General features: G+C 54.4%; 16 protein-coding genes. 10 read left to right on the forward strand and 6 right to left on the reverse strand.

The genetic code is table 11. The features are described from left to right. The first annotated feature begins 32 nt into the window (after nt 1–32). From IMCC20628_RS00900 to IMCC20628_RS00920, 5 genes are all read left to right on the forward strand, one after another. The gene (locus IMCC20628_RS00900; protein WP_047028629.1) at nt 33–1,100 is read left to right on the forward strand and encodes a C4-dicarboxylate TRAP transporter substrate-binding protein; all 1,068 of its coding nucleotides are present in this window, start codon (nt 33–35) and stop codon (nt 1,098–1,100) included. Between the two features lie 245 nt (nt 1,101–1,345). Further along, on the forward strand, nt 1,346–2,482 hold the full coding sequence (locus IMCC20628_RS00905; RefSeq protein WP_047028630.1) for an OsmC family protein: 1,137 nt from the start codon (nt 1,346–1,348) through the stop codon (nt 2,480–2,482). Between the two features lie 108 nt (nt 2,483–2,590). Beyond that, nucleotides 2,591–3,067 (forward strand): cupin domain-containing protein, encoded by a 477-nt coding sequence (locus IMCC20628_RS00910; RefSeq protein ID WP_047028631.1) that lies wholly within the window; start codon nt 2,591–2,593, stop codon nt 3,065–3,067. Nucleotides 3,068–3,470: 403 nt separating this feature from the next. Further along, entirely contained in the window at nt 3,471–4,382 is a 912-nt protein-coding gene (locus tag IMCC20628_RS00915; protein ID WP_047028632.1) for an ABC transporter substrate-binding protein, read from the forward strand. Between the two features lie 504 nt (nt 4,383–4,886). Further along, a complete protein-coding gene (locus IMCC20628_RS00920) occupies nt 4,887–6,989 on the forward strand; it encodes a molybdopterin cofactor-binding domain-containing protein (protein ID WP_156174372.1) in 2,103 nt (700 codons plus the stop codon). 250 nt (nt 6,990–7,239) lie between these two features. On the opposite strand, the gene IMCC20628_RS00925 is transcribed toward IMCC20628_RS00920, so the two are convergent. The 4 genes from IMCC20628_RS00925 to dctP all read right to left on the reverse strand — a co-directional run bounded on the left by IMCC20628_RS00925 (nt 7,240) and on the right by dctP (nt 12,110). Then, nucleotides 7,240–8,955, reverse strand: a complete 1,716-nt coding sequence (locus tag IMCC20628_RS00925) for a CocE/NonD family hydrolase (RefSeq protein ID WP_047028634.1) — start codon at nt 8,953–8,955, stop codon at nt 7,240–7,242. Between the two features lie 29 nt (nt 8,956–8,984). Beyond that, nucleotides 8,985–10,292: a TRAP transporter large permease gene (locus tag IMCC20628_RS00930; protein ID WP_047028635.1), complete on the reverse strand. Its 1,308-nt coding sequence runs from the start codon at nt 10,290–10,292 to the stop codon at nt 8,985–8,987. A 2-nt stretch (nt 10,293–10,294) separates the two neighbouring features. Further along, nucleotides 10,295–10,819: a TRAP transporter small permease gene (locus IMCC20628_RS00935; protein ID WP_047028636.1), complete on the reverse strand. Its 525-nt coding sequence runs from the start codon at nt 10,817–10,819 to the stop codon at nt 10,295–10,297. A gap of 112 nt (nt 10,820–10,931) precedes the next feature. Continuing rightward, nucleotides 10,932–12,110 (reverse strand): TRAP transporter substrate-binding protein DctP, encoded by a 1,179-nt coding sequence (dctP, locus tag IMCC20628_RS00940; RefSeq protein ID WP_082127951.1) that lies wholly within the window; start codon nt 12,108–12,110, stop codon nt 10,932–10,934. Between the two features lie 496 nt (nt 12,111–12,606). Between dctP and IMCC20628_RS00945 the strand changes: the two genes are divergently transcribed. From IMCC20628_RS00945 to IMCC20628_RS00955, 3 genes are read left to right on the forward strand one after another with little or no spacing between them, the layout of a single operon-like run. Continuing rightward, nucleotides 12,607–12,981: a hypothetical protein gene (locus IMCC20628_RS00945; protein WP_047028638.1), complete on the forward strand. Its 375-nt coding sequence runs from the start codon at nt 12,607–12,609 to the stop codon at nt 12,979–12,981. 13 nt (nt 12,982–12,994) lie between these two features. Further along, nucleotides 12,995–13,858 (forward strand): glutathione-dependent disulfide-bond oxidoreductase, encoded by an 864-nt coding sequence (gene yghU, locus IMCC20628_RS00950; protein WP_047028639.1) that lies wholly within the window; start codon nt 12,995–12,997, stop codon nt 13,856–13,858. Between the two features lie 32 nt (nt 13,859–13,890). Next, nucleotides 13,891–14,568 (forward strand): glutathione S-transferase family protein, encoded by a 678-nt coding sequence (locus tag IMCC20628_RS00955; RefSeq protein ID WP_047028640.1) that lies wholly within the window; start codon nt 13,891–13,893, stop codon nt 14,566–14,568. Between the two features lie 148 nt (nt 14,569–14,716). On the opposite strand, the gene IMCC20628_RS00960 is transcribed toward IMCC20628_RS00955, so the two are convergent. Together IMCC20628_RS00960 and IMCC20628_RS00965 are read right to left on the reverse strand one after the other, a co-directional pair. Further along, entirely contained in the window at nt 14,717–15,409 is a 693-nt protein-coding gene (locus IMCC20628_RS00960; protein WP_047028641.1) for a GntR family transcriptional regulator, read from the reverse strand. Further along, on the reverse strand, nt 15,397–18,318 hold the full coding sequence (locus IMCC20628_RS00965; RefSeq protein ID WP_245307846.1) for an FAD-binding and (Fe-S)-binding domain-containing protein: 2,922 nt from the start codon (nt 18,316–18,318) through the stop codon (nt 15,397–15,399). The genes IMCC20628_RS00960 and IMCC20628_RS00965 overlap by 13 nt, the downstream gene beginning before the upstream one ends. A 146-nt stretch (nt 18,319–18,464) precedes the next feature. On the opposite strand from IMCC20628_RS00965, the gene IMCC20628_RS00970 reads away from it, so the two are divergent. Together IMCC20628_RS00970 and IMCC20628_RS00975 are read left to right on the forward strand one after the other, a co-directional pair. After that, nucleotides 18,465–19,637, forward strand: coding sequence for an aminotransferase class V-fold PLP-dependent enzyme (locus IMCC20628_RS00970; protein WP_197078444.1), 1,173 nt, complete (start codon nt 18,465–18,467; stop codon nt 19,635–19,637). Between the two features lie 56 nt (nt 19,638–19,693). Then, nucleotides 19,694–20,674: a TRAP transporter substrate-binding protein gene (locus IMCC20628_RS00975; protein WP_047028644.1), complete on the forward strand. Its 981-nt coding sequence runs from the start codon at nt 19,694–19,696 to the stop codon at nt 20,672–20,674. Nucleotides 20,675–20,812: the final 138 nt, after the last annotated feature.

The following is a 20,812-nucleotide window of genomic DNA, read 5'->3' on the forward strand; positions in this document are numbered from 1 at the left end:
ATCGACTGACGCAACCAAGGGATGGAAAAATCATGAACATTGCCAAACTTGCCAGCTTGGCCTTAGGCGGCGCTGTCTTCGCCCTCGCATCAAACACGGCAAACGCCGAGAGTTTCAACTTGCGCATTGGCGCAGGCCATGCCGCGACGCTTCCTTATACCTCGCAACTCAAGGATCTTTTCGTTCCCGAAATCGAGCGGCGCGTGGCGGAGGAGACCGAGCATGAGGTCCGGTTTGTCGAGGCTTATGGCGGGTCGGTTGCCAAGTTGCCCGAAGTGCTGGAGGCAACTCAAAGCGGTCTGCTTGATTTCGGGGCACTTTCAACGCCTTTCGAGTCGAGTGCGCTGTTTCTCAACAATTATGGCTACGCCGTGCCTTTCGGGGTGAGTGAGCCGAGCAAGTCCAGCCAGATCGCCCGCGACCTTTACAAGCAATTTCCGGAACTGCCGGGCCAGCTTGAGGCACGCGGTCAGCGCGTGCTCGCCATCATGGCTGCCAGTGACTACACGCTTGTGACAAAGGAACCGTGGGAGACCCTTGATGATTTGGTGGGGCAGAAAATCATGGCTGCGGGCCCGAACCTCTCCTGGGTTTCCGCGACAGGGGCTACACCGGCGCAAGGTGGGCTGGTTGAAGCCTACAACTCGCTTCAAACCGGCGTCGTCGACGGCATAATGATGCATTATCAGGGGGTGAACGGCTTCAAGCTTCATGAAGTGGCTCCGTATATCGCCAAGATCAACCTGGGCTCGCTTCCCGCCAATCTGCTGACGGCCAATGAAAAGCGCTGGCAGAGCCTGCCCGAGGATGTTCAGAAGATCATTCTTGAGGTCGCGAGTGAATACGAGATGGCTGTAGACCGGCTCAACACCGAAGGCGACAGTAAGTCTGTCGAAAGCATGATCGCAAGCGGCGCGACCCTTCTGGAAATTTCCGATGATGTCCGAGTGCAATGGGCAAAGCTGATGCCGGATGTAGCAAAAGCCTACATCGACGAAGGCGAAGGTCGTGATCTTCCCATGCGCGCTGTGGTCTCGGCCTACATCGCCCGGCTGAAAGCCGAGGGCAACACGATCGTCGATTTCTACACCCTCGACTAATCAGGCGCCTTGGGAGGGCCGCGGATCACAGCGTCAGCACGTTCAGGATCTTCGCGGCCTCAATCCCTTATTGGATTTGCCTGTTGCTGGTGCTTTTCGCTGTTGCGGTCCGGCCAGAGCTGGCGACCTACATCGGCGATCTGGCCTTTAGCTAGAGATCGGGTGGCCGGCGTCTACACGCCAGGGCACCTGGGTCAAACACAACGATACCGCCATCTCGTGGATGGCCTGAATAGGAGACTAGAATGGACAACCAAATTGCATCCTGTGGTCACCCGCTCGCTTTCCAGGCGGCGACAGGCAACCGGCCATCTCTACTGGGCATGGGGCGAGGCAAGTCGACCTACAAGGTTGAGACACGCATGTTGTCAGGTCACCAGAAGGAGGCCGTCGTTCAGGAAGGGGCCGATGGGCAAAGCTGGCGGATGACGTCTGATGAAGGACAGCATCTGAAGGGCCATGACGAAGCGCCTTTTCCGCTCGGGTTTTTCAATGCCGGGTTGCTTGGCGATGTGATGACCCGGCTTTCCGCCCTTGCCGAAGCCAAGGGGATGTCCGCCTCGGACATCGCGGCAACGCTGAAGAATTACTACTGGTTTGAAGGATCGTTTGCGCGTGGCACAGGTGTGGGCCAGGCCGATATATCCGAACTGCAGTTTGAAGGGCTCAATGAGCAGACACGCGAGCTTGTCGAGCTTGCCTTGCGTGCTTCCCCGGCGATCGACGCCCTGAAATCCGTGATGCCGGCAACCTTCGCGCTGTATGTGAACGGGCAACGGAAACCTATCACGACGCTTGTGGCGTCTGACGCGCCGGATGCATCCGATCCGTATCTCGTTCATGCCAAGCCACCAGAGCCGCTGAACACCCACAGGTTCGACCCGATCGTCAAACCCGGTGTGGTGCAGGAAGGGGAGCGGGATCCCTTCCCTGATACAGTCGAAGGCCGTTTGTTGCGCCGCGTCTCCGGTCGTGCCGCTTTCACCCCCGAGGGTGCGGTATGTTCCGATACCTGGCTCGACATGCCGGGTATGTCCCACTTCCATTTGATAAGTGACGACAGGGCGGCGGGCAATGTCGCACCCTCCAGCCTCGGCTATTTTGCAGCCGGTGTTGCCTTTTGTTTCATGACCCAGCTTTCACGCTACATGACTGCCATGAAGCTGAAGACGGGCAGCCTGCGGCTGGTTCAGTACTGGCCGTTCGAAATCGACGATGAGGGACGCGGCATTGCCCACCCGGTCGACACGCACCTGTTCCTGAATGGTACCGCGGATGCCGAAACCCATGAAATGCTGGTTCGGGTTGCTGCGAACACCTGCTACCTGCACGCAGCCCTGAGAGCGGAGCTGCCGCCGCGCGTGGACACCAAACTCGGATAACCAGGCTTCCCACAAAGGCGCTACGGCAGATTTCGCATTCAAAAGGCTGTTCGGCACTGTGTTCAAGACAATTCAGGGCGCCGACCTATCAAAGGCAAGGAAACCAATATGGCAGTATCGTTTCGACGGATTGTAACAGGGCACAATGAACACGGGAAAGCCGTGGTCGCGAAAGATGACCTTCTGGAGGCCAAGGAAATCAGACCCGGCGCCGATGCCTGTCTGATGTGGACGACCGAAGGCTTTCCCATCGACAACGATGATGATTTTGACGGGAAGGATCGCGCGGTCGCCACCAGCCACGACAATGGCACCGTCCTGCGCGTCATCCAGTATGGGCCTGGCGTATCCGGGCGGCTGCACCGTACCGACTCTCTTGACTATGCGATCGTGATCTCCGGTGAAATCGTCATGCCGCTCGAGGATGGCGAATCCGTGACCTTGAAAGCGGGCGATGTGCTGGTGCAGCGCGGTACAATTCACAATTGGGTCAACAAATCCGACGCGCCTTGCGTCATCGCATTTGTCCTGATTGCAGCAAAGCCGGTCACGGTAAACGGCGAATCCCTCCCTGCAGCAGGATAGATGTTTCAGAAAGGACGGAGTCGCGCGTCGGCCATGCATAAATGTGAGACCGGCGCGAGTGGTGTATGATTGGCCGGGCCTTCTGCCCAGTCTCTTGGCTTCCTTTTGCTGCATGAACAGGTATGGCGTGGCGGGACAGCCGGAGATTATGATTCATTGTGGTCAAATACCTAGCCAAGCACTGCTCGGATACCTCCTTCATATCGACTTGCCTTGGAGTGTGGGCGACCCGTAATGGGCGGTAGTGTTTCTGTGCGGACGAAAGTGCGGAGAATGTTTTTTGCGCATACAAAATCTGCGCTAATTGAGAGAAATATCCATTTTCTCGTCAAAAATAGCGAAATATATATTGACTAAGGCTTTGAATGGACTGTATCTTTTTGATCGAAACGAGGAGGAATTCATGCAAAAAATTCATCTGTCTTTTTTTGCAAATGCCGCGACGTTACCTTTTGAAGTGGCGGTCGAACGACAGTGTTTCCGCAATTCTGGTCTGGATGTGGAACTGTTTCCGACGAAAAGCTCCATCGAGCAGATGACCGGCATTATCGACGGGCGATATCAGATTGCGGCAACCGCGATTGACAATATCATCGCCTATAACGAGGGGCAGGGTGCAGTTGCGACGAAAATGCGTTCGGAACTTCAGGTTTTTCTCGGCAATTCAAGCTATCGACTGCCATTTGTTGTTCACGGTCCAATTTCGAATTTTGCCAGCTTGAAAGGCGGTCAGATCGCTGTGGATGCGCTATCAACCGGTTATGCCTTCCTGTTGCGCGACATGCTCGAATCGAACGGGCTCAAAGCAGAAGACTACGAATTTGTTTCGTATGGTGCGCCGAAGGAGCGTTGGGAAGCCCTGAAAGGTGGACTTGTACGTGGCGCACTTCTGTCTGACTATTTTGCCAGGATGGCGATCGATAGTGGGTGCCATGTACTCACCGGCAATCCAGATCCGTGGGACAATTACCAGGGTAATGTCTGTTGCGCTCAGCGATCCTTTATCGAAGAAAACCCGACTGTGATCAGCGCTTTCACCAAAACCATGAAAGAAGCTGTCGACTTTACCCTCGACCCGGCAAATCTTGATGTTCTCGCCGAGATGCTAAGCAATCATCTCGGCGGCTTGAGCCGCAACGACGCAATAGAGTCGGTCCGGACACTCCAGTCTGCACATTCGGTAATCAAACGCGAATTGCCGATTTCGCGATCCGGGACCAGAAAAGTGATGGAACTCCGGGAGCGCTTTACCGGACAACGCCTGAAAATCGGTTTGGAAGAATATTTCACCCCAAATGTGACTCTGGCCCCATAGTCGTAGCGACAAGGTTTGTTCCAGTATGCCCACAACATTCTACTTGAACGGAGCGCAAATATCCGTCGATGCACCCATCGGGCAGTCCCTGCTAAATGCGTTGAGGCACGGATTTGGACGGCTTGAAGTCAAACAGGGGTGTGAAACAGGTCATTGTGGTGCGTGTACTGTGCTCCTGGATGGCAATGCCGTTCAGGCTTGTCAGATCACGCTAGGCGGGGCGCAAGGAGCCAGTATCTCCACGGCATCTGACCTGGCGACAGATCCCTGTGGTTCGCTTCTTGGACGCGCATTTTCCGAAGCTGCTGCATCTCAGTGTGGCTACTGTATTCCGGGCATCGTGGTAACGCTTGTTGCCGCGCTGCGAAGGGGTTGTTCGGTTGACGAATGCATGGCCGCTCTCGCACCACATCGATGCCGCTGCGGTACTCATCTGCGAATTCGCGCGGCCGTCGAACTTGCCCATTCGCAGTTGGCCTCTGTTGCTAGAAAGCAGGCGCATTCGTGAACCCAAGTCTCAAAATGAATAGCCGGCTGGGCGACTGGATCTCCGTCTTGCGGGATCCGGACCTGTTCGTGATACGCACCGGCAAGGTCGAACTCGGTCAACACATTCATCATGCCTTACGTGTCATAGCCGCGCGAGAGCTGGATGTGCCGATAGAAATGATAGCTGTCGAGCCGGTGAGCACGTCCGATAGTCCAGCCGAAGGGCTAACCGCCGGCAGCCTCTCGGTCCAGCACGGCGGTTCTGCGATTGCCGCTGCATCCCGAACTATGCGCCAGATGGCACAACGGGTCGCGGAAACCCGGCTCAATCCCGGCAATGACCATATCGAGCAAAATGAATCACAGTTCGAGGCGATACATTCCGGGTTGAAAGTCAGTCTGTTTGAATGTGCAGCAGCTGTTTCGCCGGATACGAACGTAGAAGGTCTGTCATCCGAACATGTCTGGGAAAATTCACTCGGCAACAGCCTGCTTACCAACGCCAGCTATCGTGATGCAGCAAGCGGCGAGAGCCGCTACATACAGGACCTCGTCTTTGAAAACACAATACATGCCCGGGCTGTGCGGGGCCCGGGGAGAATTGTGCGCGCCGAAATTGATTCGATAGAATCCATAGCCGGTGTTGTTGCAGTGGTCAGCCAGAACGGTTTCCTGGCAATTGGGTGTCGCGAGGAATACGAGCTGGAGCGTTGCTGCAAGGAGGCAGAGACCCATATTTCCCGGCAATTGCCTGGCGATTGTGCTCATGATGGTCCGGTTGAAGGCTGGATCAAGTCCGCTTGCAGCAACGTGTCGCGTTTCGAACACTCTTCCCGAAGAGCGCAGTCAGCCAGCGAGGTCAGCGCCCAGATAGCGGTCAGTCGTCCATTTCTACTCCATGCGTCAATCGCACCTTCCTGCGCATTTGCGCGCTATCGGGATGGGCAGCTGGAAGTGTGGAGCCATTCGCAAAACATATTCGCCTTGCGGGATGTGCTTGCCAGCCAACTCGAATTGCTGCCGGAAAATGTCCGCGTGCATCATGTTGGATCGGCGGGGTGCTACGGGCATAACGGTGCCGACGATGCTGCAGCTGATGCTGCGCTCATCGCATATCAGCTTCCCGGCGAGATGGTGCGCGTGTCGTGGCCGCGAATCGATGACATTACCCGTGCGCCGGTGGGCGCCCCGATGTTTGTTGAGATCGACGCCGCGCTCGACAGCGAGAAACGGATAAGTCACTGGGACTACCGGATTTGGAGTGGGGCGCATGGACAACGTCCGGGCGGGCATGGGAACCCCAATCTGCTTGCATTTTATGAAAAGGATCCAAGCCTCAGGCCTGCACAGATAAAGGATGTTCCGCCGGCGGCAGGCGGTGGTGCCGAACGCAATGGGTTTACTTGCTATGACGTGTCAGAACACTCGGTGGAAGTCTCTCTTCTACAGCATATTCCGGTTCGAACGTCAGCTCTGCGCGGTCTTGGAACACAAATGAATGTGGCTGCCATCGAAGGCATCATGGACGAACTGGCTGTCTGCGCAGATGAAGACCCGATTTCATTCCGGTTGCGGCATCTTGGTGAGCCCCGAGCGCGCGCAATGCTTGAGCGGCTGCGGGACAATTGGATGGGCGAGGCAGCTGCCGGTATTGCCGAGAATGAGGCTGTCGGCATTGCCTATAGTCGTTATAAGGAAAAGAGCGCCTATGCCGCAGTTGCAGTGCGACTGGCACTTGAAGACCAACCTGTCGTGAAGGGCATCTGGGCTGTTGTCGACGCCGGCCCGGTTGTCGATTTTGCGGGATTGCGCAACCAGGTCGAGGGCGGTGCAATTCAGGCGATCAGCTGGACATTGCTGGAAGGCGCCTACCTGAGAAATTCATTGCTGGATATTGAAAGCCTTGAAGATTATCCAATACTGGGTTGGGACTGCCTGCCGAAATTCACGCTCGATGTGGTCGAAGCATCGCCAGGCTCCCAGCCGCTGGGTGTCGGCGAGTGCATGCAAGGGCCGGTGACAGCTGCCATTCTCAATGCGCTCAGCAAGGTAGCCGGAATGCGCCTTGGCCATTTGCCGGTCAATCGAGAACGTTTGATTGCAGCCATGTCAGCTTGACGTGGGGCAAACAAAGACAAATACAATTCCTGATTTTGCGCCGGAAGCGCTCTAGCCTCTGCAGCCCGGAGCCTTGCCTGACCCTGGTCTTCTTGCGTGCCATTGAGCATTGCCGATAGGCCTACAGCGCCGTTTGAACGCGACATGCACTAGCGGGCACTCTTTTCGTCCTGCTGCAGGAACATTAAGGGCTGAGTGATGCCAATGCATCACTCAGTCCTTAATTCTCGCGGTACAGCGGCAGTTCGGCTTAGCCGATTTTCGAACGATCCTGCCGGTTGGCTGGAATGAATGGCAAAATTATCTTAGAGGGATAATTGCTGCCTGAGTAAATTGTTGTGGTGCCCTGGAAAGTGTCGCTGCCGCGATCCTCCGGATCATTGTGAACAATCCTGCCAGGCGTTTCGTATTGGAAGTCGTTGCCCATAATCGTAAGTGCGAGGACCTGACCTTTTTCGCAGACAATGCTGGTCGGCCATATTTCGATATCGAGTTCATAAATTTCCGACGGTACAATTGGTTGCTTCTTCTTGTGGCTGAGGACAGGTCGCCAATGCGTCGAACGCTGCGGATCCAGCTGCCGATGTGACGCACGGAGCCAACCCCTTGTTACTGGTACCTCTTCGTGAGCGCCGGTGAAACGAACTTCAGTTCCGTCAGCGGCAAACAGCCTAAGCGTGGCAAATATGTCCATATCTGCAGTGCTGGAGGAGGCAAAGAGCTTTAGCACGATCGGACCGGTGAACTCACTTTCGGTCGTAAATGGCGCGGTCTTGAAAGTCACGCCGGCGCCTGTGGCCTCAAATTCAACACTGCCCGCCTCTGCTGCAGCAACTGGCCCTAGCGACTTGTTGCTGGCGTCCAGATAGTGATCTGACCACACCGTGCCTGCAAGTGGCCAGGCGGTTTCGCCATGCACCGTTGCACCATCTGCTCGGCGAATAGCTACCCGCACTGGTGGCTCAGCTTCAAACCCGTTGTCCAACCCCTTCAGATACTTATCGAAGAAGCGCTTTTGAAGAGCGACGTATTCCGGGAGATAAAAGCTTTCATAGTGCGTACCGACATGCAGTTGTAGCCATTTATCGGACGATGCTGCTCCCATATATCCTTCGATGTTGCCACGCAAATGCAACCCGGGGCCGCCAAGGTTTCCGGCCGAGAACAACGGCACATTAATTCGCGAGAAATCAGCACTGCGTTCACGATGCCATTCGTCAGCAAGATCGTGACGACGCAAATCACTGATATGGTCGGCAATATTACCAGCTAGCAAATTTTCATCCACGACAGGGCCTGTTGTCCGCTCACCGGTGTCGGGATCACGCTGCGGGGAGTTTTCATTTCCATTCTGGTTTACCAGCACTTGGCGTGGCAACCATGCAGAAGGAAAGGCGTTGCTCATGATGCCGCCGTGACGGCCCCATTCGCGCAGCGAATCCGAAGCGCCTTCCCAGGGCACGATAGCGGCCAGATGCGGCGGCTGCAGACTGGCTACCAACCATTGCCTGATTGCGAAATAGGAAATACCGAGCAGTCCGACCTTGCCGTTCGACCACTCCTGAACACCAGCCCACTCAATCGCTTCGTAGTGGTCCATCGTCTCTGTCGGGGAATATGGATCGAGATATCCAGGTGATTTGCCGCTGCCGCGCGAATCGACCGATATAAGCACATAGCCGTCCGGAACCCATCGTTCCGGATCCGCCGTCTCCCAACGCAGGAAGCGGCCTGTAGAGCCATCCTTGTCGATGCCGGGATAAATCTGTGTGAGCTTCTCCCATTGCGGCTTGAAGCCGTCGCGAAAGTGAACGTCTTTCCCATACACGCCCATCGCCAGGACGACTGGATACTGACCGGGAGCCAAAGGACGATAGATATTCGCCCGCAGCGAAATACCATCACGCATGCCGATCTCTACGTCCTTTTCAAAGATCAGGCTCGCGGTTTCCTCAACTGTTCGCATAATATTTCCTTTTACAAAGAGTAATCACATCAACGCTGAAAAGCGTAAGTCGGCAAAGCGGTTACGATTTCCGGCCAGATCGTAAAGATGACCAGACAAAAAAGCGTGGTGAAGAAGAACGGAACGATGCCGAGAAAAATTTGACCAACCGGCACTTCCGGTGCGACTCTGGCCATGATGTAGACATTCAGACCGATAGGCGGCGTGATGGCCGCAAGCTCGCACATGATGATGATGTAAACGCCGAACCAGACCGGATCGATTCCGGCAGAGACGATCACAGGGAACACGAACGGAATAGTCAGAATCAGCATCGCCCAGATGTCGAGGATCATGCCAAGCACGATATACATCAGTGTCAGCAAGGCGAGCAGGCCAAACACACCCAGGCCAAGCCCGACAATGTAATCAACAAGTGTCGAAGATATGTTGGTCAAAACCAGAAAACGGCTGATCACGTGACCACCAAGCAGGATCATGAAAATCATCATCGAGGTCCGCGAGGTGCCAACCAGGGCTAACCTCAGGACCTCGATGTTCAGGCGCCCCATGACCAATGAGATGATCAGCACTCCGACCACTCCGATTGCAGCCGCTTCAGTCGGGTCGAAAATGCCGCCGTAGATTCCGCCGACAATCAGACCGAAAATGAGAAGAATTGGAGCCAGATTCACCAAGCTCGAAAAGCGTTCCGCCCATGAAAAGCGTTCCCCGACAGGCCCCATTTCCGGTTTGATCGTACAAATAACCACGATTACCAGCGAATAGGCTATGGCGAGTATGATGCCCGGTACAATGCCCGCAAGAAAAAGCGCACCAATCGAGGTTTCAGTCCAGATGCCATAGGCAATCATGAAGATGCTGGGTGGTATCAGGATCCCCAGCGTCCCGGCTATTGCAATGGATGCAGCAGACATGCCGCCATGATAATTGAATTTGCGCATTTCCGGCATGCACATCGGCCCGAGCGTCGCAACCGCTGTCGCGCTGCCGCCCGAGACGGCACCAAACCCGGCAGCAGCCAAGATTGACGCCACGGCGAGCCCGCCCGGCAAGCGTCCGATCCAGCGATAAATACCGCTGTATAGATCTCCGGCCAAGCCCGTGCGGTATACGAGTTGCCCCATCAAGAGGTAGAGCGGAATTGCCAGGAGCGAAAAATTGGTACCCTGTTCCATCAGATTGAGGAGGAGTTGGGTCTCGGCGTACATCGAGCTGCTGACGATGAACATGCCGATAGCGCCGACCGCGAGCAAAGCAAATGAGATCGGTATCCCGAGCATGATAAGCAATAGCATTCCCGCCATGGCGATCAGGCCGATTGTAAGTGGTTCCATGATCAATCCAGCCAGCTTCCGCCATCGGAATCCTCAAGCGTTTCCCGCTTTCCGAGAACGATTTTCACGATGGCTATTAGACAAAAAATAATCGTCAGCGAGGCGATCGCTCCGATGACTGCGTAGAAAACCCACACAGGCAGGCCTATTTCAGGCGTTAGCTCGGGAAGTCCGTAGGTGAACGGTATTTCTTCCGTCAGCTTTTTAATCAGAAGGCCAAATACGAAGACAAGCAGCAGGCCGGAAACGATTTCGAGCAGCCGCTTCCCGTTTCGCCCAAGCGTACTCGAAATAATATCAACCCTGATGTGCACGCCCATTCGGAGCGACGCCAGAAGTCCGAACATAAAGAATAACAAGAGGAGATATTTTGAGATTTCCAGACCCCAGCTTAACGGGGACGAAAACACATATCGCAAGATAACATCAATTGTAACAATGAGCGCCAACAGGGGCAGGAAAATCAGAGAGCCGATTGTTTCCAACGTGGTCCCGATCTTGGCGATAATACTATCGAGTTTGTTCATGATATCTATCCAGCGAACTGGATTTCGGGCTCCCGAATAGGGGAGCCCGAAATCCGTTACCTACGGGATTGCAGGGAATTGAACTATCGATGCGGAATTCTCGCAGCTCCGATCAATTGGTGCGCGGAGACACGCCGTCCGCCGGGTTGTTGATCGTCGTCTCGAGGAGTTCCTTGTAGCTCATGGCTGAGTATTTTTGGGCCCGTTCACGGATGTCCGCAACGAGTTTGCGGGTCGGCAACCCCTTCGCTTCGCCATCAACAATATAAGCCTCGATCACGTCGGCAAATATTGCTTCCCAGCGTTTGTACTCTTCCGGGGCGATTGTGTGATATTCGATACCCTGTTCGATGAACTCTTCGCGGGCTTCGGCAGAGGCGAGCGTAAATGAAAGTTGGCTTTCCGCCTGGCTCCGCTGACGCGCCCAGACATAGAGGATCTCGCGAAGATTATCCGGAAGAGCATCAATACGTCTTGGTGACATGCAAAACTCAAGCGGCGTGTGGTTGATCGGCGTGTCCGTATGATGAGTAGAAGCTTCATTTATCCGAAACGACTTTGCAGCCGTGTCCGAGGTAAAGACAGCATCAAGCAAACCGCGCTGCAGGGCCGAGAAAAAGTCTGCGGAACTCATGTTAACAGGAACAGCACCCAACGCGGTAAACACATCCTGGTTCACCCCGGTTCCGGAACGAACTTTCTTGCCTGCCAGTTCCTCAAGTGTCGTGATGGGAACATTGGAGAAAAGGTTAAACCTAACACTCCCGGTTATGCCCTGCAGATAGACTCCTTGACGCTCAAATTCCTCACGGAAATATTCGTCAGTCAATTCTTCGGCGACAATAGAAAGAACCCCAGCATTTGGAAACAGGCCGGGGAGAGTCAGGGCCTCGGTCAACGGAAAGTTCTTTGTGTTTAAGAACGTGAAGCACGAAGACATGTCGGTGATGCCCGACCGGTTGGCCTCGAAACCTTCACTCACTGAATGCACTGTGCCGGACCAGCGAGCTTCAACGCTCAACTTGCCTTTCGACATCTTGTTGAGAACATCGAAAGACTTTTTCAGAAACCGTGCTTGAGCAGATTGCTCTGGCAAATGGCTTGAGAAGTTCAAGGTGACCGGGTCGCCATCATAGGTGACTTCCGGAGCGCCGTAATTGTCCAGCTTTCCGTCGCTCCACTCCATGGCATAGGCCATGTTTTTCTGCATTTCGGCCAGCGGCTCGTCTGTAGCCCATGCAGCTGACTGAAGCATGAGCGCAATGGTTATTCCCGATACGAGTGATCTCATATTATCCTCCCAGATGTGGCTGAATTAGGTGCCAGCATCTAAACGCGCTCCATTCGGCTGGTCAACGCGTAAATCGAAAAAAATATAAATAACTCGAAAAAACACGATTAGGTCATGCAAATGCAATTATATCGATATTTTTAATTGATTTGGTGCGGTATGGATTCTAGGATCAGACGCAATGAATGGTAAATATAGCAATGGCTTGCAAGTCATCGCGTGAGAGTGAGGATATGAGCAGTTAGGGTCCATGCTCTTGAACTCTGGGGAGTTTCTCCCGATCCTATGCCAGCCTACCGCACCTTCACAGCCATGCGAAGGTAGGTTCGGCAGCGTGGAAGAAACTGGCCCCTTGTTTCATGCCGTGCCTGATCACCTCAGCGCTCCAATCGGGTATTGTGAGGTCAAAATGTTGTGGCAGTTTTGGATTGCTTGGTTGTCTTGATTTGCAGCGCTATTGAAGGTTTTCTGTTGGAGGTTGGTTTTGTGCTCCATTATGATCGAGCGGGCCGCGGATACGATCTGCGCCGGTTCCACTGCTGGTGTGGACGTTTCTACTCGAACGGCATCGATCTTGCGCCTTGCTGATGCAACAACTCACGATGATCCTGAATACGATCAGTGCACACTTCGCAGGGTAGGCATTGGTGCGGCTCAGGGGCCCTGCAAGGTTGCTGAACTTGTCATGCGCTTTGCCGATGTCACTCTCGGGCTGACCGAGGCTGCTTATCCGCGCTCGTGGCTTTGGCAGCTCAACTCGCTATCGGCCTTGGATTTGGCACGCGACACCGAGGCTTTGGGTCTCTGGGCAACCGAGTTTTCTCACCCACAAACGCCCCCTCTTGCAAAGGGCATGGACGTGAACTTTTGAAAGGAACAAACGTATGACTGATTACATTCCCCCAAAGGTCTGGACATGGGATGCCGAAAACGGTGGCAATTGGGCCAAGGTCAACCGCCCTATTGCAGGTGCAACCTTTGACGCGGAACTCCCCGTCGGATCTCATCCACTTCAGCTCTATTCGATGGGTACACCGAACGGGCAAAAGGTCACCATAATGCTTGAAGAGTTGCTGGCTCTTGGCAAAACCGGCGCGGAATATGACGCGCATTTGATCAAGATTGGCGATGGCGACCAATTTTCTTCCGGGTTTGTGGCGGTGAACCCGAACTCAAAAATTCCAGCTTTGGTCGATCGCGATACCGGCAGCCGCGTGTTCGAAAGTGGTTCGATCCTGCTTTATCTGGCAGAGAAATTCGGGGCGTTTTTGCCCACAGATGCAAACCAACGTACAGAAATCATGAACTGGGTATTCTGGCTTCAAGGCTCCGCGCCGTATCTTGGTGGCGGTTTCGGGCATTTCTATGCCTATGCTCCTGAAAAGCTCGAATATCCGATCAACCGTTTCACTATGGAAGTGAAACGACAGATGGATGTGTTGGACCGTGAATTGGCCAATCATCGCTATCTGGGTGGCGAAGACTACACCATCGCCGACATGCTGACGTGGCCTTGGTATGGCAATCTGGTTCTGGGCGAAAGCTACGATGCTGGCGAGTTCCTTGATGTTGAAAGCTACACAAACCTGCGTCGTTGGGCAGAGGATATCCTTGCCCGGCCTGCTGTTCAACGTGGCCGGATTGTGAACCGCAGACGCGGCCCGCTGAACGAGCAACTTCACGAACGCCATGATGCATCAGATTTTGATACCAGAACCCAAGATAAAATCACGACTGCGGTTGATTGACCCTGATTTTTGCCAAGCCACAGGAAGATAAAATGTTGAAATTCTACTATCATCCAACACCGAACCCGCTGAAAATCGCGTTGTTTTTGGCCGAGACGGATCTGCCCTTCGAACTGGTGCCCGTTGACACAGCAAGCGGTAAGCAGCACACGCCGGAATTTCGTGCGATCAACCCAAACGGCAAAGTGCCGGCGATAGATGATGACGGCACAGTCGTGTTCGACAGCACAGCCATCCTGCTTTACCTCTCTGAAAAAACTGGAAAACTGGGCGGCTCACCAGAAGATCGCGGTGCGATGCTATCCTGGTTGATGTTTATTGCCTCGGGTCTTGGACCCTTTTCGGGGCAAAGTGTTCATTTCCACCACACTGCCCCAGAAGATATTCCCTACGCCAAAAATCGCTTCATGCGCGAAACAGAACGCCATTATCAGGTGCTAAACGATCACCTGAAAGGTCGTGATTATATCGTCGGTGACAGTTATTCCATCGCAGATATTTCGGCCTGGGGCTGGGCCATCCGCGGGACGCGCGTATTGGGCGGCGACGGTCTTGCGCAATTCCCTGAAGTTGACCGTTGGTTCAAGGCAATCAATGTCCGCCCGGCTGTAGAAAAAGTACAACAGATCGGGAAAGGCGAAACCTTCAAAACCCCTGGCGACGAAGCCTCGCTCCGGGCGCTTTTCCCGAGCAACTACGTCAACGCGTAACAGTATGCCTGCCCCGATTTAAAAGCTTGGGGCAGGCTTTGGTGCGCAGGTCCGGCTCTGTCGATCGAGAACAATATTCTCTTCGCAATCGCAAAGCTTACGAAAATGATCGCCTCTTTGACTGCCGGCAGCCGTCCTGTCCCGCCGTCTATTTGGGCGGCTTTTGTTCAGCCGCTCCCATTAGCCATTTGATGACTGATTTTTTCTTGTTTTCCATGTGCTGAACCAGAACATGGCTCAATTGTTTGCCGTCGCGAGCTTCGAGTGACTGGATGATTTGCTCGTGTTCTCTGACAGCACTGGCCCAGCGTTCCTCGGACAAATTTGCAGCGTAGCGGGCCCTTTGCATGCGCGCGGACAGCGCTTGGCAGGTATTTGTCAGGCTCTGGTTTTTTGCGGCCAGGAGAATGGCTCGGTGAATTTCCTGGTTGGTCTTGAAATAATCCGCCAGATTTCGGTCCGTGTAGCTCTGCATCATCTGGTCATGAAGCCAACGGACGTGACTGATCTCCGCATCGGTGATGTTGGTGCAGGCGAGTTCCCCGGACAAAGCCTCGAGAGCGCCCAGGACCGGAAACACTTCCTCTACTTCTTCAACCGTGACCACTGTCACCCATGCACCACGATTCGGCTCCAACCGGACAAGGCCTTCGGCCGCCAAAACCTTGAGGGCTTCGCGCATTGGAGTGCGGGAGACGCGGAAGCGTTCGCAAAGGTCCTTTTCAGGCACCTTGTCCCCGGGTTTCAGTTGGCTTTCGACAATAAGAGGACGAATGCGCTCCACCAATTCAAGATGAAGGGATCTTCGTTCAATTGCATTGGTGTCGGTTATCGCGTCCATTTCGTCTCAGACATCCTGTTTAGTGCCATGTCGAGAAGTCGGGCGACATGCAACGGTTTGCGGTCTGTATTGTCTGTGATCTGATGCCTGCAGGACGTGCCATCGGCGACAATGATTGTGTCGGAATCTGCGGCACGCACTGCCGGCAGCAAATCCATCTCGCCCATTTGCAGAGATATTTCATGCGTGTCTATGCCATAGCCGAATGCACCTGCCATGCCACAGCAACTGGTTTCGACTTTCTTGACCGTCGTGTCCGGTATCATCGCCAACACCTGCTCAACGCTCGACATCACGTTCATTGCCTTCTGATGGCAATGGCCGTGCAGGATGATCTTTGCTGCTGGTGATTTCAGGTCCAGCCGGAAAGCCGGATTTTCAGATTGGGCAGCGATGAACTCTTCGAACATGAAGGCATGTTTAGCAATCAATGCTGTTTCTTTGCCCGGCAAGAGGGCAGGGATCTCGTCGCGCAGAGTTAGCAAACAACTGGGCTCAAGACCAATGATGGGCAGATTTTTTTCGACATAGGGTAGAAGTGCCTCAACCAGCCGCTGTGCTTCTTCCTTCGCCTTGTCGACCAGTCCGACGGACAAAAATGTGCGGCCGCAGCAAAGGGGTCTGCCACCGTCGGCCGCTTTGACCACATCAAGCGATATGCCAGCCGCCTGCAACACGCGTATCGCTGCACGCAGGTTCTCAGGCTCGAAATAGCGGTTGAAACTGTCCACAAACAGCACCGCCTGTGGTGCCGCGCTGTCTTTCAACTCGCTGTCCTTGAAAGGGGCTGCACTCCATTGAGGCAGCGCGCGCTTTGCCGTGAAGCCGGTGAGCTTTTCGGACAATCCGGCCAGACCGGGGATCCGATCTCGCAAGTTCATCAGGAATGGAATTTTTGACACCCAGACGGCATAGCGCGGCAGAAAACCGACCAGCCTGTCATGGAGATTGAGTCCGTTCTTTTTCGCCCGCGCGGACAGCACCTCGATCTTCATGCGGGCCATGTCCACCCCTGTGGGGCATTCGCTCTTGCATCCCTTGCAGGACACGCAAAGCTTCATGGTGTCGGCCATTTCATCGGAGGCGAAGGCATCGGCCCCAAGTTGACCTGAGATTGCCAGCCGCAATGTGTTTGCCCGCCCGCGTGTCAGATCCTTTTCCTTGCGGGTGACGCGGAAGGACGGGCACATCACGCCGCCCTTGAGCTTGCGGCAGGCGCCATTGTTGTTGCACATCTCGACAGCACCCTGGAAGCCGCCGCCGCTGCCGGTCCATTGAGACCAGTCTAGCTCAGTATGAATGTCGGGAACTGCGTAGTCCGGTCCATAACGAAACAGCCGCCGATCATCCATTTTCGGCGGTGAGACAATCTTGCCCGGATTGAAAAGACCATTGGGATCAAACCGCTTTTTGACCTCAGCGAAATTTGCGACCATCCGTGCCCCGAACATTTTCTCGTGGAATTCGGAGCGCACAAGACCGTCACCATGTTCTCCTGAATGGGACCCCTTGTAGCGTGCAACGAGGTCAAAACATTCCTCGGCAACGGCGCGCATCGTTTTGACGTCCTTGTCGAGCCTCAGGTTGAGAACCGGACGCACATGCAGGCAGCCGACCGATGCGTGGGCATACCAGGTGCCCCTGGTGCCGTGTTTCTCGAAAATGTCTGTCAGGCCGGCCGTGTACTCAGCCAGATCCGGCAGTTCCACTGCACAATCCTCGACGAAAGAGACCGGTTTTCCGTCCGTTTTCATCGACATCATGATGTTCAAACCGGATTTGCGAAGCTCGGCGATCTGGTTTTGCAGAACCGGATCGGTCACCGAAGTCACACCGCCCCAGCGGTCACTTGTTCCGGACCAGGAGAACCCAAGGTCACCCATCATTTCTTCAAGCCGGCGCAGCTTGAGCGCGTTATTGGACGAATCCTCCTCGATGAATTCGACCAGCAAGAGCGCTTCTGGGTCACCGGTCACAAAATTCTCGATGGTGCGACGGAACATCGGAATGTCACGCGCCAGCGCAATCATCGTCGAATCCACCAGTTCCACGCCCTGCGGCATCAAGGTTACCAGATGCTGCGCCGCATCCATGGCCTGATAGAATGTCGGAAAATGGCAGACGCCGACGGCCTTGCCTGAAATCAGTGGTGACAGCTTCAGTTCAATCGCGGTGGAATAGGCAAGGGTTCCTTCAGAGCCGACCAGCAGATGCGAAAGATTGTTGGGGGCGCGCTTGGGAACCAGGGCATCAATATTGTATCCACCAACCCGACGCATGACTTTTGGAAAGCGAGCATCGATTTCTGCGGCCTCCCGCGCGCCCAGGGCCAGAAGGTCAGCTGACAGCGCATTGTATTGCCCGGACCGGTGAGTGTTGCCGGGACCAAAATGATGCTTGCTCCCGTCTGCCATAAAGGCGTCAATCGACAGAACGTTGTCGCGCATCATGCCGTAGTGAAGTGACTTTCCGCCGCATGAATTGTTCGCAGCCATGCCGCCGATTGTTGCGCGGGATGCGGTGGAAACATCGACAGGAAACCAGAGGCCGTGGGGTTTTAGAGCCCGGTTTAATTCATCCAGGACGATGCCCGGGCGCACGACGCATCGCCTGTTTTCAATGTCGAGTTCCAGGATGTCATTGAAATATTGCGTGTTGTCCAGAATCAGCGCTTCGTTGACGGTCTGACCGCATTGGGATGTGCCGCCACCTCTGGCGAGGATGGGAACGCCTTGCTCGCAAGCAATATCGAGTGCGGCGCTGATGTCATCTTCGGATTTGGGGCATAAAATTCCCAGCGGAATCATCTGGTAGAACGAGGCGTCCGTTGCATAACGGCCGCGGGAAAACCGGTCGAACAAGATGTCGCCCTGTACGCGTTTGGAGAGGATTTGAGCAATTTTCGACAAGTTATCCACCTGGACAGAAATCATGGAAACGAGAATTTGGTTGACATAATTATGAATTCAAAATGTAATCTGCACAATGACAAAGATAACGCGGGTCCCCGAACAGTCAATTGAGGCGGGTGAGGCGCGGTCACAATCCCGGGGGGATCATGAGACAGACAGGACATCATTTCTTGCAAATACCCGGACCGAGTTCGGTTCCCGGACGCGTTCTGCGGGCGATTTCGGCGCAGACCATGGACCATCGCGGGCCGGATTTTGCGAAAGTAGGGATGCAAGCGCTGAACGGCCTGAAGACAATCTTCAAGACGGAACAGAATGTAATCATCTATCCCTCGTCCGGTACGGGCGCATGGGAAGCGGCGCTGGTGAACACGCTTTCACCCGGTGATCGGGTTCTGATGTTCGAGACCGGACATTTTGCGACCTTGTGGAAACAGATCGCCGAAAAACTGAAGCTGAAAGCCGAGTTCATCGAAGGTGACTGGCGCGGAGGTGCAGACCCTGATCTGATCGAAGCCTATCTGGCTGAAGACACAGCGCATGAAATCAAAGCCGTCTGTGTCGTGCACAACGAGACATCGACCGGGTCGGTCTCGCCAATCGCCGCGATACGAAAGGCCATCGACAATGCGGGGCACCCTGCGCTGTTCCTGGTTGATACGATCTCCGGCCTTGCGTCTATTGATTACAATCATGACGAATGGGGCGTCGATGTAACCGTGTCGGGATCCCAGAAGGGCCTGATGCTGCCACCTGGACTGTCGTTCAATGCAGTCAGCGAAAAGGCAATGGCTGCCAACAAGACTGCCGGCTTGTCGCGGTCTTACTGGGACTGGGCCGACATGGTTGGCCCCAACAAGAACGGCTATTTCCCCTATACGCCCAGTACAAATCTTCTCTACGGGCTCAATGAAGCAATCGATATGTTGCAGGAAGAGGGGCTAGAGAATGTGTTTTCGCGGCATCAGCGCCACGGAAGGGCGACCCGTGCTGCTGTTCGGGCTTTGGGTCTGGAAGTGCTGTGTTCAAAGCAGGGTCAGGAAAGCGGCGTGCTGACTGCCGTTCTCATGCCTGAAGGTCACAGCGCAGATCAATTCCGCGCGAAAACACTCGAACATTACAACATGTCGCTGGGCAATGGCCTGTCCAAAGTGGCTGACCGCGTGTTTCGGATCGGCCATCTTGGCGACTTCAACGACCTGATGTTGATGGCCACTTTGGCTGGCGTGGAAATGGGCCTGAAAAAGGCTGACGTTCCTCATAAGGCTGGGGGCATAAGTGCTGCAATGGAATCGCTTCATGGAGTGAATAAATAGGGCATTGCAGCTGAATAGACTCGCTAAATAGAAATAGTCTACTGGGAGGAAGACCAATGAAATTTATCGCAAAAATGCTTGCAACCACTGCAGCACTTGGAATCGCAAGCAGCGCTTTCGCTGCTGATATGACAATGAAATTTGGGCATGTCGGTGCACCTGGATCATTGTTTGAAGCAACTGCGAACAACTTTGCAGAATGCGTGAACTCGGCAAGCGCTGGCAAGATTGAAGTTCAGACCTTCGGTTCCTCGCAGCTCGGCAAGGACAAGGAGCTTTTGCAGAAGCTTAAGCTCAATCAGGTCGACTTTGCCTTGCCATCATCAGTCATGTCTTCGGTTGATGATGTTTTTGGTATTTTTGAAATGCCTTACATTATCTCTGATCGCGACCATATGCGCCGGGTTCAGGGTGCAATGATGGGCAAGTTCCAGTCTGCAGCTGAGGCAAAAGGCTATCACATCGTTGGTCTTGCGGAGAACGGCTTCCGCCATATCACCAACAACACTCGTCCAATCAACGTTCCTGCCGACCTTGAAGGGGTCAAGCTGCGCACTCCGAACGGTGTATGGCGTGTCTCGATGTTCAAGCTCTATGGAGCCAATCCGACGCCAATGGCCTTTTCCGACGTCTTTACAGCTTTGCAGACGGGCGTAATGGATGGTCAGGAAAATCCTTATGCGCAGATTGCTTCTGCAAAATTCCAGGAAGTGCAGAAGTATTTGTCGATCACCGGGCACGTCTACACGCCGGCCTATATCCTCGCGTCACAGAAGAGCTTCTCAGGTCTGCCTGAGGATGTTCAGGCGATGTTGACCGACTGTGCAAGCAAAACGCAGGATTTCACCTACGAAACGGCGGCGCAGCTAGAAACCGACCTGCTGGACGTCATCAAGGCTGCAGGGGTCGAAGTCAACGAGGCTGACAAGGCTGCTTTTATTGAAGCCTCCAAGCCGATTTACGAGGCGTTTGCTGCAGAAGTTGACGGTGGTCAGGAGATGATCGACCAGGTTCTCGGCCTTGCCAAAGGCAACTGATATGTCGTCGGGCAACAGGCTTGGCCTGTTGCCCGATCATCTCGAATGATGCCGTCGTGTGGTGGTCCGTTTGGCCGCTCGAACTCTCTTGAAAATTCAGAATAGACAGGTCCGCAATGGAGCAAGCCTCGTCCTCTT

Source organism: Hoeflea sp. IMCC20628 (assembly GCF_001011155.1).
GTDB lineage: Bacteria > Pseudomonadota > Alphaproteobacteria > Rhizobiales > Rhizobiaceae > Hoeflea.

Bases quoted from the DNA above. Each gene is read 5' to 3' on its own strand.
- IMCC20628_RS00915 (WP_047028632.1), top strand. From the start codon at position 3,471: ATGCAAAAAATTCATCTGTCTTTTTTTGCAAATGCCGCGACGTTACCT.
- dctP (WP_082127951.1), bottom strand. From the start codon at position 12,110: ATGAGATCACTCGTATCGGGAATAACCATTGCGCTCATGCTTCAGTCA.
- IMCC20628_RS00945 (WP_047028638.1), top strand. From the start codon at position 12,607: ATGATCGAGCGGGCCGCGGATACGATCTGCGCCGGTTCCACTGCTGGT.
- IMCC20628_RS00960 (WP_047028641.1), bottom strand. From the start codon at position 15,409: ATGGACGCGATAACCGACACCAATGCAATTGAACGAAGATCCCTTCAT.
- IMCC20628_RS00930 (WP_047028635.1), bottom strand. From the start codon at position 10,292: ATGGAACCACTTACAATCGGCCTGATCGCCATGGCGGGAATGCTATTG.
- IMCC20628_RS00900 (WP_047028629.1), top strand. From the start codon at position 33: ATGAACATTGCCAAACTTGCCAGCTTGGCCTTAGGCGGCGCTGTCTTC.
- IMCC20628_RS00975 (WP_047028644.1), top strand. From the start codon at position 19,694: ATGAAATTTATCGCAAAAATGCTTGCAACCACTGCAGCACTTGGAATC.
- IMCC20628_RS00935 (WP_047028636.1), bottom strand. From the start codon at position 10,819: ATGAACAAACTCGATAGTATTATCGCCAAGATCGGGACCACGTTGGAA.
- IMCC20628_RS00925 (WP_047028634.1), bottom strand. From the start codon at position 8,955: ATGCGAACAGTTGAGGAAACCGCGAGCCTGATCTTTGAAAAGGACGTA.
- yghU (WP_047028639.1), top strand. From the start codon at position 12,995: ATGACTGATTACATTCCCCCAAAGGTCTGGACATGGGATGCCGAAAAC.
- IMCC20628_RS00955 (WP_047028640.1), top strand. From the start codon at position 13,891: ATGTTGAAATTCTACTATCATCCAACACCGAACCCGCTGAAAATCGCG.
- IMCC20628_RS00905 (WP_047028630.1), top strand. From the start codon at position 1,346: ATGGACAACCAAATTGCATCCTGTGGTCACCCGCTCGCTTTCCAGGCG.
- IMCC20628_RS00910 (WP_047028631.1), top strand. From the start codon at position 2,591: ATGGCAGTATCGTTTCGACGGATTGTAACAGGGCACAATGAACACGGG.